Below are 14,780 nucleotides of genomic sequence, written 5' to 3'. Positions count from 1 at the left end.
ATCCGCCCCCCGAAAACAACCTCAGCGGCCGGCCGGCGGCGCGGGGGCCAGGGAGCGTACCGTGGTGAGGCGGTCAAGCTTGCCGGAGGCTGTGGTCCGGAACTGCGGCACGTACACGAAAGCGCGTGGCCGCTCGTACTTGTCGAGGCGCTCTGCCAGCAGGGCTTGCACGCGGTGCTCCTGGGCCGGTGTAAGGGGTTTGCCTTCCAGAAATGCGGTTACCTGCTCGCCCAGGCGCGCATCGGGGCGGCCGGCCACGAAGGCGCGGCGAGGCAGGTTGAGCTCCGTGAGCGTCACCTCCAATACCTGCTCTACCTTCTCGGCCTGCACCTTTACCCCGCCGCTGTTAATCACGAAATCAACCCGGCCCAGCCACTCAAAGGAGTGCGCATCCAGTAGTTGCACCCGGTCGTTGGTGGTGATAAGCTGATCCAGCGTGACATCGGCGCGCACCGTGAGGCAGCCGCGCGCATCCTGGCCCACAGTTATGCCCGGCAGCACCTGGTAGCGGGAACTGGGCTGGGGGCCGTTTAGCCGCCGCAGGGCAATGTGCGAAGCTGTTTCCGTCATGCCATAGGTGAGGTACACCGGTACTCGCAGCTGCTGCAGGTCTTTTTCGAGGCTACGCTCCACGGCGGCGCCGCCCACCAGAAGGCCCTTCAGGCGGTTGAGGCGCGGGGCGTGGCCGGCATCCAGCACGGCCCGCAGCTGCAAAGGCACAAAAGAAGCAAAGTCAAAATCAGCGGCGGCGGGCACTAGGGCCAGAGGGTCGGCGTGGGGCTCCACAATGGTCAGGTGCATATTCCGCTCGAAGCCACGCACCAGCATCATCAGCCCGCCAACAAACTCGCAGTTCAGGCACACCAGCATCCGGTCGCCCGGGCCCAGGTCGAAATAGTCGCCGGTGCGGCGGGCCGATGCTTCCAGCTGCCGCCGCTTCATGGTCACGAGCTGGGGCTTGCCCGTGGAGCCGGAGGTGCGCAGGCCAAACTCCTGGGCGCCATTCAGCCACTGCCGGCAGAAGTCCAGCACGCGGGCTTCGTAGCCATTCAGGTCCTGGGGCGCCCGGGCCGGATACTGCTGAATATCGGCGTAGTGGAAGGTACGGCCGTTGAGGGAAAGCGAGTCGGGAAGCAGGGAAGAGTCAGCAGCCATGAAATGAGCCAAGGTGGGCGGCAAAGGTTTTCAACTATAACCAGACTTGCATACGAATGGCGGGGGTAGCCGGTCAGAAAATATGGTGCTGCTTGACATTCAGGCCAGTAAAACCGTATCTTAAGCTACGTCACTAGCCTTTGCGCGCCATGAAACCTACTGTTGTTGCTCCTTTCACCGCGGTTAAGACGTTTCTTTTTCTGCCGCTGGCTTCCCCAACTCAGAAAGTAGCCTGCCTGCGGCAGTTAGCAGAGGAAAAAGCCCGGCGCAAACGCCTGAAGAAGGAGGCTAAGCACGAGCGGCTGCGCAACTTCTTCGGCTGGTGCGCTGGCTGTGAGGCGTACGGGTCGATATTCTGAGCGGCTACCGCAGGATAGGAGCTTTATCCCGCCACGGCAACGGCATTTTACTTGGTATGCTGTCGAGGATGGGGGGAATCTTGGCCCTGCTGCGGCAGCTTATCAGCCAGCGGCCTGTTCAGCTGAAATGAGCCGTGGCCTTCAGAAATAGCCTGCCATAGCAAGGCTTAGGCAAGGCTACTGACCTTTTCCAGCTTCCGGCAGCAGTCTGAAATACGTAGCCACAAAACGGTTATTCACCACCTCGCCCTGCACCTCGGCCCGGCGCACCGCGTTGCAAAGCCCGTCCTGCGCGTGCGCGTCGCCGTGCGAGTCGATACCGGTGCCATCCACAAAATAGGCCTGGCCCTGGATGCGCACAGCCAGGTCGCAGCTTTTGCCTGGCAGGCCCAGCCGGCACTGCCCGCAGGCGGCTTCTACTACCTGCACAGGCTTGGCTTTGTCGGGTGCGGCTGCCACCGTAGCAGACGCCGCCTTTTGAGCCTGGGCATTGGCAAGGGTGGCAAAGGCCATCAGCGCAAAGAGCAGCAGTAGTTTCATGGTATTGCAAGCAGCAGGTGAAGGTTAAGCAAGATAAGCACCGTTGGGGAAAGCCAATTAAAAAAGCGGCCCGCACCAAAGGGCGGGCCGATTTTAACAGTTTGCGGGCGTACTGCCGTGCTTACGGAAACTTCGGGTACTTATCGAAATCGGGTTTGCGCTTCTCAATGAAGGCGTTTTTGCCCTCTTTGGCTTCCTCCGAGAGGTAGTACAGCAGGGTGGCATTGCCCGCCAGCTCCTGAATGCCGGCCTGGCCGTCCAGTTCCGCATTAAAGCTAGATTTGAGCATCCGCAAAGCCAGGGGGCTCTTTTCCAGAATTTTGTGGCACCAGGTTACCGTCGTTTCTTCCAGCTTATCGAGCGGCACTACCTTGTTTACCAGGCCCATATCGAGGGCTTCCTGGGCATCGTACTGGTCGCAGAGAAACCAGATTTCCCGGGCTTTTTTCTGGCCAACCACCCGCGCCAGGTACGAGGCGCCGAAGCCCCCGTCGAAGGAGCCTACTTTGGGGCCGGTCTGGCCGAAGCGGGCATTGTCGGCCGCAATGGTCAGGTCACAGACCACGTGGAGCACGTGGCCGCCGCCAATGGCCCAGCCGGCTACCATGGCTATGACGGGCTTGGGAATGGAGCGAATCAGCTTCTGCAGGTCGAGCACGTTCAGGCGGGGCACGGTGTCCTCGCCCACGTAGCCGCCGTGGCCCCGCACGCTCTGGTCGCCGCCCGAGCAGAAGGCCTTGCCACCCTCGCCCGTAAGGATGATGACCCCGATGTCGGTCCGGTCGCGGCAGATGTGCATAGCCTCAATCATCTCCTGTACCGTGAGGGGCGTGAAGGCGTTGTGCACCTGCGGGCGGTTGATGCTGATTTTGGCAATGCCGCCCGCCTGCGTGAAGAGGATTTCGCGGAATTCCTTGATGGGAGTCCAAGTCATAGGTAAATGCGTTGGTTTCGGCGTCACCGGCGTTTTCTCTGGCATCCTCTGCGGGCTAGGTCGTTGGTATGAACTGAGCCCGCAGAAGGCGCCGAAGTTTTCGCAGAAGGCGCAGGGTGGTTTAGGAAAAAGAAGTTCGGACCGCGGCCCGGTATTGTTCAAAGAACGCAGCGTTGGTCTTGCTGTCGGTGGTAATTTCCAGCAGGGTGGCGCCGTGTTCGGGTGCAAAGAAAACCGGTAAAACCGATTCAAGTTTGGTAAAGGTGCCGGCCGTGAGGTAGCGCAGGTTAAAATCCCGGGCGGTATTGGCAGCCGTCAGCGGTTGGCGCGTCTCGAAAAATTCTTCCAGCTCCGGTTGCTGGCGCGGCCCGTCAATCAGCCGGAAGATGCCCCCGGCGTGGTTGTTCAGCAGGATGACGCGCAGGTTGGGCACCGGGTAGTTGTGCCAGAAAGCATTCCGGTCGTAGAAAAAAGCCACGTCGCCGGTTAGCAGCACCACCGGCCGGTGAGGCTGCGCCAGGGCTGCACCCACCGCCGTGCTGGTACACCCATCGATGCCGCTGGTGCCCCGGTTAGCAAACACCTCCACCGTGCGCCCGGCCGGCAGCCCCAAGATGTTGGCGTAGCGCACGGCCATGCTGTTAGCCAGGTGTAGGGCCGTGCCATCGGGCAAACCCTGCAGTGCCTGGTAGATGGCCAAGAATTCGTTGAAGGGCGGGTTGGGCTGGGCCAGGAAATCCGGCAGAAACCGGCTGGCCCAGTTTTCCGCCGCTAGCCACGGTTTCAGGTACGCTGCTTTGGTTTGGGCCTCGGCTTCGGTTAGCTGCCCGCCCGGCGCAGGCCACGTAAGCCGGGCCGGGCCCACAGGGTGCAGAGCCGGCGCCACCCGGGTAGCATCGGGCGGGGCCACCAGCATACCCGGCACCCCGGCGGTGGGGGCAGTGGGCGCCGGTTCTTCAGCCATCATGGCCGTAAAGAAATCGACGGGCTCCACGCGCAGTACCTTGGTCAGCGACTGGAACGTGTCGGCCACCGCGCCGCTGGGCTGGATGTGCCAGTGCTGAGCAGGCTTGGCGTTACGCAAATACAGCTTCAGGGCTTTGGAGATGAGCGACTGGCCAAAGGTGATGAGCAGCTCAGGTTTCAGGGCTTCCTTCAGGCCCGGCTCCGGCACGGCCAGAAATACGTCGTGGCGCCCAAGGGGCCGCAGGCGCTGGTCGTAGTCGGGAGCGGCGGGCAGGTGCAGATTGGCAATAACGTCGCCCACCACGGGCACCTGCCAGACGGCGGCAAACCGCCGCAGCGCCAGCAGCAGGTCCGTATCGGCCGGGTGCTGGCCGGCCACTACCAGCACCCGAGTGGTGCTTCGCAAGGCGTTCTGCAACTCCCGGCGCACGGGCTCCGGCAGCTGGGGCCGGCCGGGCACCTCACGCGCTACCTTCACGGCGGTGAACTGCAGCTCTTCGCCGGGCTTGGGGTAGAAAGGCTCCCGCAGGGGCACATTCACCTGCACTGGCCCCGCCGGAAACTGCTCGGCCAGCCCGATGGCCTCCGAGACAAGGCGGGCCGAGTGCCAGAGGGCATCGGGATGGGACGTATCGGCGGGAAACTGGAACGAGCCTTTGGCGTGGGCCCCGTACAAATCAGCCTGCCGGATGGTTTGCCCATCGAGCTGATCAATCCATTCCGGTGGGCGGTCGGCGGTGAAAACCACCAGCGGAATCTGCTGAAAGTAGGCTTCTGCTACCGCCGGCGCGTAGTTCAGGCCGGCGGTGCCCGAGGTGCACACCAGCGCCACCGCCCGCTTTTGCGCCTGAGCCAGACCAAGCCCAATGAAAGCGGCAGCCCGTTCATCCGGCACGGTCCTGACCTTAATTTCCGGGTGACGCGCAAACGCAATGGTGAGGGGGGCACACCGGGAACCCGGCGACAATACCACGTCGGTGATGCCGTGGCGCGCGCAGATTTCGGCGATATTATGAACAGCTTGCATCAGCGGGTAGAAGAAGTATGACGGAGTGAGGTTACGGGTGAGCCAACAGCACCAGGATAAATGGCAAGGCAACTTACCGAGTTGCTAAATCACGCACGGGTTTACTGCAGAATGGCGCCCACCGTTCGGAGCTTCAGCTCAGTTTCCTGCCACTCGCGGGCCGGATCGGAGTCGATGGTAAGGCCGGTGCCTGCGTACAGAATGGCCTCCTGGGGGCGTAGCTGTAAGCAGCGTAGGTTGACGAACAGCTGCGTAACGCCGCTGGCCGGCAGGTTGACGGGGCCCAGGAAGCCCGCGTAGTAGGCCCGGTCGTAGCCTTCGTGGGTGCGCAAAAAATCGAGGGCGGGCTGCCGGGGCACCCCCCCCACGGCCGGGGTAGGGTGCAGCAGGCGGAGCATATCCGTGCCCAGCGTAGGGAAAGGAACCTGCGTGAGGTGCACTGCGAAATCGGTGCGCAGGTGCAGCATCTGGCCGGCCACTATTGTGCGCGGGCCCCGCTCATCGTACTCGCGCAGGCGCAGCTGCTTAAAGCAGTTGACAATGTAGCGGGCCACCAGGGCATGCTCTTCAATATCCTTTTGCGCCCACTTGGCCGTGGCCGGTATCAGGCCGGGCAGCAGGGGCTGAGTGCCCGCCAGCGCCATGGTCCGGAACACCCGGTCTTCGTCAATTTCTGCCAGCACCTCGGGCGTGGCCCCCAGCCAGGTGCCGGCCCCCGGCGCGCTTACCAGCGACACAAAGGCATTCGGATAGCGAGTCTGCAAGTCGTCGAAGGCGGCCAGCACATCAAATCCCGCTGGCAAAGGCTGGCGCACGGCCCGGCTCGATACCACCTTGCGCACGGTACCGGCTTCAATGGCGGCCACGCCCGCCGTCACCAGGGCCTCGTAGGTGGCCCGCGTAGCCGGCTCCGGTGCTGGCTGAGGGCTTACGTGCCAGGGCAGATCGGGGGTAGCTGGTAAGTTGGCAAAGCGCTGCCGCAGCTCGGGCAGGCGGGCAGCCGCGGCAGCACTTACCTGGATTTCGTCTGGCTGGGCCAGGTCAAAAAACAGGTCGGCGGGAAAAAAGAAGGGAGGATTGTGGTCGGAATCGTGAAAGGGAAAAAAGGCAAACCCCGCCGGTGCCGTAGGCTCCAGCGCCGGAGGCAGCCCCGCGTAGGCGGCATCCACCTTCAGGCTGAGGCAAAGACGAGCATGCGCAGCTCCCGGCAGGCGCCACAACGCCACGGGGCGGCCACTCGTCAGGGCCAGGGCTACCAAATGCCGTAGCCGGGTGTCCACGGGCAGCGCGGGCGTCCAGGCAATCCGCTGCAGGCTGCTCATGCCCGGGGAGCCGTAGCGGGTAAGTCGATGACGGCCATCGTAATGCGGCTGATGCACACCAAGGCCCCGGTTTCCTCGTGCGTAATGCGGATTTCCCAGACCTGGGTGCTGCGGCCTACGTGCAGGGGCGCGGCGCGGCCAATCACGTGCCCGTCGCGCACGCCTTTCAGGTGGTTGGCATTGATTTCCAGGCCCACGCAGGCTTGCTTGGTAGGGTCGGACAGGCGGCTGAAGGCGCCAATGCTGCCCAGGGTTTCGGCCAGGGCCACCGAGGCGCCCCCGTGCAGCAGGCCCATGGGCTGGTGGGTACGGCCATCCACGGGCATGCGGCCTTCCAGGTACTCGGGGGTAAGATTAGTCAGCTCAATGCCGAGGTTATCGGCCAGCGTAGGGCGCTTACTTACCCAATCCTTTATTTGTTCGAGCGTCATAGAACAGACGAAAATGAAAAGCCAGCAACCCATAGGCATGGGTTGCGGCTTACGAAACTATCGTGAACATGTAATACCAATAAGTCGGCAAAATGCTTGCTGCATTGGTGGGCGCCGGGGGCTGAGGCAGGGAGAAAAGTAGGGTTTGGATACGACGCCCTAGCCGGAAAGGCCGTACTTTAACGGCTGAAACAGCAAAACTAGCGGGAAAGTGAGCGTCAAAAAAATATACCTCATTCGCCATGGGCAGACCGATTTCAACGTGCGCGGCATCGTGCAGGGCAGCGGGGTAGATTCGAGCCTGAACGAAGCCGGTCGCCGGCAGGCTGCGCAGTTTTTTGCCGCCTACGGCCACATTCCCTTCGATAAAGTATACACGTCGAAGCTGCAGCGCACCCACCAGTCGGTGCAGGGTTTTCTGGATCTGGGCCTTCCGCATGAGCAGCACGGGGGCATCAACGAGATTAGCTGGGGCATCCGGGAGGGCACCCGCATTACGCCCGAGGAAGATGAGGAATACTACAGCGTGCTGCAGCAGTGGCGCGCCGGCCAAACGGCAACGGCTATGGCCGGGGGCGAAAGCCCCGACGAAGTAGCCGCCCGGCAGCGCCCTTTTATTGAGCTGCTCACTTCCCGCCCCGAGGAAGAAACCGTGCTGGTGTGCATGCACGGGCGCGCTATGCGCGTGCTGCTATGTCAGTTGCTAGGCTACCCGCTCAGTCAGATGGATTCTTTTGAGCACCACAACCTGTGCCTGTACAAGCTGCACTACACCGGCAGCCTGTTTACAGTGCGCAGCTTTCTGGATATGCGGCACTTGCAGCAGCCGGGCCTGTAGCCCCAACGGCCGCGGGCCGGGAACTTACGTTAGAAGAATCAGGCCGCGGAAATTCCAAGGCGAAAATTCGCCGCTGGCTGCCCGCCCACGAGATATAGGTATAGCTTGCGCCCCCCAAAAATCCGGTCTATTTTTGACCCTCAACTCAACTGAAGACGCTGATGGCCGAAGTCATAAAAATGCCCAAAATGAGCGATACGATGACCGAAGGGGTCATTGCCTCGTGGCTCAAGAAAGTAGGGGATAAGGTAAAATCCGGGGATATCCTGGCCGAAGTTGAAACCGACAAGGCCACCATGGAGCTGGAAAATTATGAGGACGGCACCCTTTTGCATATTGGCCCCAAGCAGGGCGAAGCAGTGCCCGTAGACGGCTTGCTGGCCATCGTAGGCAAAGAAGGCGAAGATATCTCGGCCCTGCTCGGCGGTGGTGCGGCCCCCGCTGCTCCGGCCCCGGAAGCGCCGAAAGCGGAAGCCGCCCCCGCTCCTGCGGCCCCGGCACCCGCTGCTGCGCCTGCCCCAGCGGCAACACCTGCCCCGGCACCCGCGCCGGCGCCGGCTGCCAATGGCAAGAAGGCCACCGTTATTCGGATGCCGAAGATGAGCGACACGATGACCGAAGGCACTATTGCCGCCTGGCTGAAGAAAGTAGGCGACAAAGTGAAATCCGGTGACGTGCTGGCGGAAGTGGAAACCGACAAGGCGACCATGGAGCTGGACAACTACGAAGATGGGACCCTGCTTTACATCGGTCCCAAAGAGGGCGAAGCTATTCCCGTGGATGGCATCCTGGCCATCATTGGCGAGGAAGGAGCCGACGTGCAGGCCCTGCTAGGCGGGCAGAGTGGTGGCAGCGCCGCCCCAGTGGCAGCCGAAGCGGCTCCGGCCGCCGCCACGACCTCGGCCCCCGCTCCGGCCGCTGAGGAAGCTGCCGCTGCTCCGGCCGCTGGTGGGCGCATCTTCGCCTCGCCGCTGGCGAAGAGCATTGCCAAAGACAAAGGCATTGACCTGGCTACCATCAAAGGCTCCGGCGAAAACGGCCGCATTGTGTCCCGCGACCTGGAAACCGCCCCGGCCGCTGCGGCTCCAGCTGCCGCTCAGCCCGCCCCACAAGCTGCCCCGGCGGCTGCCGAAGCTCCGCAGGCTGCCCCCGTCCCGGCTACGACTGGTGGCCTGGCCCCGGCCGTGGCCCCCGCCGCCGATACGTATACTGACACGCCCGTGTCGCAGATGCGCAAGGTTATTGCCCGTCGTCTCTCGGAAAGCCTGTTCACGGCCCCGCATTTCTATCTGACGATGGAAATCCTGATGGACCGGGCCATGGAAGTGCGCACTCAGCTCAACGCCCTGTCGCCGGTGAAGCTGTCGTTCAACGACCTGGTCATTAAGGCTGCCGCCGTGGCCCTCAAGCAGCACCCCGCCGTTAATTCCTCTTGGCTGGGCGACAAAATCCGCGTCAACAAGCTCGTCAACATTGGCGTGGCCGTAGCCGTGGAAGAAGGCCTGCTGGTACCTGTAGTGCGCAACGCCGACGGCAAAGGCCTGTCGACCATTGCCACGGAAGTGAAGAGCCTGGCCGAAAAAGCCAAGACCAAGAAGCTGCAGCCGAGCGAGTGGGAGGGAAGCACCTTCACCATCTCCAACCTGGGTATGTTCGGTATCGAGGAATTCACGGCCATCATCAACCCCCCGGATGCCTGCATCCTGGCTGTGGGCGGCATCAAGCAAACCGCCGTGGTGAAGGATGGGCAGCTGGCTATTGGCAACGTGATGAAGGTGACCCTGAGCTGCGACCACCGCGTGGTAGACGGCGCTACCGGGGCCGCCTTCCTACAGACGCTGAAAAGCCTGTTGGAAGACCCCATGCGCATGCTGATCTGAGAATAGTTGGCCAGTTTGGCCCTGAAAGCCCCGGTTGAGCTTAGCTCGGCCGGGGCTTTTTCATGGGCCCGGGTCTTAATAAAGTTTTAATTGGTTGTAAAAGGCCTATACTTGTTGCAGAGGCAGTTGCAGCTGCTTCCTGTCACTCACTTTTCTATCTTGTGTATGCGGAAAAATTTACTTGCCGTGACCTTGTGCCTCACCACTGCCTCGGCCTGGGCCCAAAGTCAAACCTTAACAGGCCGGGTGCAGGATGCCGCCGGCCGCGCCGTGATTGGCGCTACCGTCGTGGAAAAGGGGACCAACAACGGTACCGCCACCGATAACGAAGGACGCTTCACGCTTCAGAGCCGCAGCAGTGCCCCGCGCTTGGTAATCAGCTCCATCGGCTACGCCCCACAGGAAGTGGCGGGTGGCGCGGGTCTCAGCGTGCAGCTAACCGAGTCGACCACTAGCCTGGGCGCCGTGCAGGTGGTGGGTTCGCGCAGCCAGAACCGTTCCGTTACCGATTCGCCTTCCCCGGTGGATGTGATTGACCTGCGCGAGGTGACCACCAAAACCGGGCAGCTCGACGTGAACCAACTGCTCCAGTTTGTGGCGCCGTCCTTCAACTCCAACCGCCAGACTGGCTCCGACGGGGCCGACCACGTGGACCCAGCTTCCCTGCGCGGCCTGGGCCCCGACCAGACGCTGGTGCTGGTGAATGGCAAGCGCCAGCACCAGTCGGCGCTCGTGAACCTGTTCGGCTCGCGCGGCCGCGGCAACACCGGCACCGACCTGAACGTGATACCCGCCGCCAGCATTGAGCGGATTGAGATTCTGCGCGACGGTGCCGCGGCCCAGTACGGTTCCGATGCCATTGCCGGCGTCATCAACATTGTGCTCAAAAGCTCGGTGAAGGAACTGACGGCCAGCGTAAACTACGGCGCCTACGATGCCAAGTACCGCCGCGACGACGAGAAATTCGACGGGGGCAACCTGAACGCCAACGTGAACTACGGCCTGGGCTTCGGCGAAAAAGGCAGCTTTATCAACGCCACCCTCGATTACAACAAGCGGGAGCACACCCAGCGGGCCGCCGTGCCTGCCCCCGATGGCCTGGCCCGCCGCGAGTACGGCGACCCGGAAGTTTCCAACGCGTCGGTGTACCTGAACTCGAAATTTGCTCTTAGTGATAAGTCACACGCCTACGTGTTCGGGGGCTATAACAAGCGCAAGGGGGATGCTTTTGCCTGGACGCGCTTCGCCGATGATGACCGCAACGTACCCGCCATCTACCCCAACGGCTTCGACCCCATCATCACCAGCGACATCGATGACTTCTCGGCAGTGGCCGGGGTGCGCACGAACCTGGGCGGCTGGGAGTTGGATTTGAGCAACAACTACGGCTCCAACCGCTTTCACTACGGCGTACGCAACACGCTGAACACGACCCTTGGCGCCGCCTCGCCCACCTCGTTCGACGCGGGCGGCTTCCAACTGCGCCAGGATGTGGTCGGCCTAAGCGCCACGCGCAACTACACCAGCGTGCTGAACGGGCTGAACCTGGCCGCAGGGCTGGAATGGCGCAAGGAGTGGTACTCGCTTTTTGCCGGGGAAGAAAGCTCCTATAAAAACTATGACCCCGCTTCGGAGCTGGCGGGTGGCTCTCAGGGCTTCCCGGGTTTTCAGCCCGGCGACGAAATCGAGGCCGACCGCACCAACTTCGGGGCATATGCCGATGCCGAGCTGAGCGTGACGCCGCAGTGGCTGCTGGCGGGTGCCCTGCGCTTTGAGAACTACAGCGACTTTGGCAGCACCCTCAACTACAAAGTAGCCACCCGCTACAACGTAACCGAGTTTCTGACGCTGCGCGGGACGTTCAGCTCCGGTTTCCGGGCACCTTCCCTGGCCCAGATCAACTTCAACTCCACATTTACCAACTTCATTAACGGCAATCCGGTGGAAGTGCTGCTGGCGCGCAACAACAGCGCCGTGACGCAAAAACTGGGTGTTCCCAGCCTCAAGCAGGAAACCTCCAACAGTGCCAACGTGGGCCTGACTAGCCGCCTCGGCTCGGGCTTCAGCGTGACGCTGGACGGCTACTACATCAAGGTGAAGGACCGCGTGGTGCTCACCAGCCAGTTCGGCGACGACGACCCCGTTATTGGCCCCGACCTGCAGGCCCTGAACGTGGGCCAGGCCCAGTTCTTTGCCAACGCCGCCGACACCCGCTCCCTGGGGCTCGACGTGGTGCTGAGTCATAGCCTGATGCTGGGCAAAAGCCGCCTGAACTCCAGCCTGGCCGCCAACTTAAACAACCTGCGCATCGACCGGGTGCGCACTTCCGGCAAGCTGACCGGGCGCGACGAAGAGTTCTTTGGCAAGCGCGAGCAGGCCTTTGTGAAAGCCTCCGCGCCCCCATCCAAAATCAACCTAACCTTCGACTACCAGGTGGGCCGCTTCAGCACCCTGCTACGCTTCGTGCGCTTCGATAAGGTGAAGCTCATTGACTGGGACGGAAATGACATGAACTACGACGCCCGGGTGACCACCGATCTGACGCTGAGCTACGCCCTCACCAACCACCTGCAGTTCTCGGTGGGCAGCACCAACCTGTTCAACCGCTACCCCACGCTGTTCAACCCCCAGCTCACGGAAACCGGCGGTGCCTGGGACCCGGTGCAGATGGGGGCTAATGGCCGCTTCTACTTTGCCAAGCTGCAGGCCCGTTTCTAGCTTTTACGGCTGATACAGGCTGAAGCTGAACCTAATGTATAGACCATACCGGATTGGTCGGGGCGTTGCCCGGGCTGGTCCGGTATGTTGCATTTGGGGAATGACGGGCCGGCGGTGCGCATTTCGGGGATTGGTGCTACCTTCCGCCCCCGTCTGTTTCGGACGGATAATCCCGTTTTTTACTTTCTATGCACAAGTATTTACTGGCCTTTACCGTCGGCGCCTTTTGCGTCTCGACGGCCTCAGCCCAGCAGCGGCCCGCTCTCTCTTCCCAGGCTTATGCCCGGGCCGAGCGGTTTCTGAGCTACAACACCCAGGCGCTGGTAGATGGCAGCGCCGGCCAGCTCAACTGGCTGGACAACGACCGGTTCTGGTACCGCGTGCTCACGGCCCGGGGCAGCGAGTTTATCCTGGTAGATCCGGCCCGTAAAACCCGCCAGCCGGCTTTCGACCAGGCCAGGCTGGCGGCGGCGCTGTCGAAGGCCAGCGGCCAGACGTACGAGGCCAACCGGCTGCCTTTCCGCACGCTCTCGTTTTCGTCCGATGCGAAGACTATATCCTTCGCCGCCAACGGCAAAACCTGGAAATACAGCGTAGGCAGCGGCCAACTGAGACCCGATGCAGCTCCAAACACGCCTTACGCCAATGAAGGCAACGAAATTGAGTCGCCCGACGGCAAGCTGGCCGCTTTCATCAAGGACGACAACCTGTGGGTGCGCGACACCCACACCAACCAGCTCACCCAGCTTACTACCGACGGCGCCAAGGACTACGGCTACGCCACCGACAACGCCGGCTGGACCCACAGCGACCGGCCCGTGCTGCGCTGGTCGCCCGACTCGCGCAAGATTGCCACCTTCCGCCAGGACCAGCGCCGCGTGGGCGACATGTACCTGGTGACCACCAACGTGGGCCATCCGAAGCTGGAAGCGTGGAAGTACCCCCTGCCCGGTGACCAGGACATTGCCACTATCGAGCGGGTCGTGATTGAAGTGAACAGCCCGAAAGTGGTGCGCTTCCAGATGGCCCCCGACCCGCACCGGGGCAGCCTCTCCGACGATATTGCCAGCAGCGGCACCTTCGACGACGTAGACTGGAGCCCCGATACCCAGGAGCTGGCCTTCGTCTCGACTTCCCGCGACCATAAGGAGGAGAAATTCCGCATTGCCGATGCCACCACCGGCGCGGTGCGGGACGTGTTTTCGGAAACCGTGGCCACGCAGTACGAGTCGGGGCAGGGCGCCATCAACTGGCACTACCTGCCTAAGAGCAAAGAAGTCATCTGGTACTCGGAGCGCGACAACTGGGGCCACTTGTACTTGTATGATGCCACCAGCGGCAAGGTCAAGCAGCAGATTACCAAGGGCGACTTCGCGGTTACGCAGCTGGTGCAGGTAGATGAAAAGCGGCGCGAGCTGTACTTCCTGGCCGATGGCCGGGAGCCGGGTAACCCTTACTTCACGTACCTCTACCGCATTGGGCTCGATGGCAAAAACCTGAAGCTGCTCACCCCCGAGCCCGGCAACCACCTGGTAACTTTCGCGCCCTCGGGCTGCTACTTTGTGGACACGTACTCCCAGCCCGATAAGCCGGGCGTGACGGTACTACGTGCCATCGATGGCAAGCTGCTGTCAACCCTGGAGAAAACCGACGTTTCCCGCCTTACCGCTACCGGCTGGAAAGCGCCCACGCCCATCACGGTGAAAGCCGCCGACGGGCAGACCGACCTCTACGGGCTGATGTTTACGCCCACCACGCTGGAGCCCGGCAAGAAGTACCCCATCATCAACTACATCTACCCCGGCCCGCAGGGTGGGGGCGTGGGCAGCTGGTCGTTCAGCTCGGCCCGCAACGACAACCAGGCCCTGGCAGAGCTGGGCTTTGTGGTGGTGGTGATTGAAGGCAGCTGCAACCCCCTGCGCTCCAAGAGCTACCACGATGCCTGCTACGGCAACATGGCCGAAAATACACTGTCTGACCAGGTGTCCGGCATGCGCCAGCTGGCCCAGAAGTACTTCTACATTGACTTGGAGCGGGCTGGTATCTGGGGACACTCGGGCGGCGGCTACGCCACAGCGGCAGCCATGTTTCGCTACCCCGAGTTCTTTAAAGTGGGCATTTCGGAATCCGGCAACCACGAAAACCGCAACTATGAGGACGACTGGGCCGAGCGCTACATCGGTTTGCTCAAGACTAACCCCGACGGCACTACCAACTACGACAACCAGGCCAACGCCCCCTTCGCCAAAAACCTCCAGGGCAAGCTGATGCTGGCCCACGGTCTGATGGACGACAACGTGCCGCCCTACAACACCTGGCTGGTGGTGGACGCCCTCACCAAAGCCAACAAAAGCTACGACCTGGTGGTATTCCCGCAGGCCCGCCACGGCTACGGTGCCGCCTCGTACTACATGATGCGCCGCCGCTGGGACTACTTCGTGGAGCACCTGGCCGGGGCCACGCCGCCCGTCAACTACGAACTCAAAGCCAAGCCCGATCCGCGCAACGCGGTGCAGTAGACGTAAGAGGGTTGAATAGTCAACACCAAAACGTCATTCCGAACATGTGGTGCTTCAAGCCACATGCTCGGAATGACGGTCTTCTTATAAC

At 62.2% G+C, this 14,780-nt stretch carries 11 protein-coding genes; 5 read left to right on the top strand and 6 right to left on the bottom strand.

What is annotated here, in order from left to right:
* Positions 1-21: 21 nt before the first annotated feature.
* A complete protein-coding gene (locus tag HER32_RS04610) occupies positions 22-1,155 on the bottom strand; it encodes an AMP-binding protein (protein WP_168680889.1) in 1,134 nt (377 codons plus the stop codon).
* A 149-nt stretch (positions 1,156-1,304) separates the two neighbouring features.
* Between HER32_RS04610 and HER32_RS04605 the strand changes: the two genes are divergently transcribed.
* Complete coding sequence (locus tag HER32_RS04605; protein WP_149071862.1) at positions 1,305-1,514, top strand: hypothetical protein; 210 nt, start codon at positions 1,305-1,307, stop codon at positions 1,512-1,514.
* 177 nt (positions 1,515-1,691) lie between these two features.
* Here HER32_RS04605 and HER32_RS04600 read toward each other — a convergent pair whose 3' ends face one another.
* The 5 genes from HER32_RS04600 to HER32_RS04580 form a co-directional block, all read right to left on the bottom strand.
* Positions 1,692-2,054: a DUF6370 family protein gene (locus HER32_RS04600; RefSeq protein ID WP_149071861.1), complete on the bottom strand. Its 363-nt coding sequence runs from the start codon at positions 2,052-2,054 to the stop codon at positions 1,692-1,694.
* 121 nt (positions 2,055-2,175) lie between these two features.
* Positions 2,176-2,988: a 1,4-dihydroxy-2-naphthoyl-CoA synthase gene (gene menB, locus HER32_RS04595; protein ID WP_168680887.1), complete on the bottom strand. Its 813-nt coding sequence runs from the start codon at positions 2,986-2,988 to the stop codon at positions 2,176-2,178.
* Between the two features lie 121 nt (positions 2,989-3,109).
* On the bottom strand, positions 3,110-4,981 hold the full coding sequence (gene menD, locus HER32_RS04590; RefSeq protein ID WP_168680885.1) for a 2-succinyl-5-enolpyruvyl-6-hydroxy-3-cyclohexene-1-carboxylic-acid synthase: 1,872 nt from the start codon (positions 4,979-4,981) through the stop codon (positions 3,110-3,112).
* 101 nt (positions 4,982-5,082) lie between these two features.
* On the bottom strand, positions 5,083-6,360 hold the full coding sequence (locus HER32_RS04585; protein WP_232066376.1) for a chorismate-binding protein: 1,278 nt from the start codon (positions 6,358-6,360) through the stop codon (positions 5,083-5,085).
* Positions 6,300-6,734: a hotdog fold thioesterase gene (locus HER32_RS04580; RefSeq protein ID WP_149071858.1), complete on the bottom strand. Its 435-nt coding sequence runs from the start codon at positions 6,732-6,734 to the stop codon at positions 6,300-6,302. The genes HER32_RS04585 and HER32_RS04580 overlap by 61 nt, the downstream gene beginning before the upstream one ends.
* Before the next feature lie 211 nt (positions 6,735-6,945).
* Here HER32_RS04580 and HER32_RS04575 point away from each other — a divergent pair, with 211 nt between their 5' ends.
* The 4 genes from HER32_RS04575 (at position 6,946) to HER32_RS04560 (ending at position 14,689) form a co-directional block, all read left to right on the top strand.
* Positions 6,946-7,572, top strand: a complete 627-nt coding sequence (locus HER32_RS04575; RefSeq protein ID WP_149071857.1) for a histidine phosphatase family protein — start codon at positions 6,946-6,948, stop codon at positions 7,570-7,572.
* Positions 7,573-7,733: 161 nt separating this feature from the next.
* Positions 7,734-9,452 (top strand): pyruvate dehydrogenase complex dihydrolipoamide acetyltransferase, encoded by a 1,719-nt coding sequence (locus tag HER32_RS04570; protein ID WP_168680883.1) that lies wholly within the window; start codon positions 7,734-7,736, stop codon positions 9,450-9,452.
* A 165-nt stretch (positions 9,453-9,617) separates the two neighbouring features.
* Positions 9,618-12,170 (top strand): TonB-dependent receptor, encoded by a 2,553-nt coding sequence (locus HER32_RS04565; protein ID WP_168680881.1) that lies wholly within the window; start codon positions 9,618-9,620, stop codon positions 12,168-12,170.
* Positions 12,171-12,358: 188 nt separating this feature from the next.
* Positions 12,359-14,689 (top strand): S9 family peptidase, encoded by a 2,331-nt coding sequence (locus HER32_RS04560; RefSeq protein ID WP_168680879.1) that lies wholly within the window; start codon positions 12,359-12,361, stop codon positions 14,687-14,689.
* Positions 14,690-14,780: the final 91 nt, after the last annotated feature.

Origin of the sequence: Hymenobacter sp. BT18 (assembly GCF_012273015.1) — a bacterium.
Lineage (GTDB): Bacteria > Bacteroidota > Bacteroidia > Cytophagales > Hymenobacteraceae > Hymenobacter > Hymenobacter lutimineralis.
This window is presented reverse-complemented; position numbering and strand designations above follow the sequence as displayed.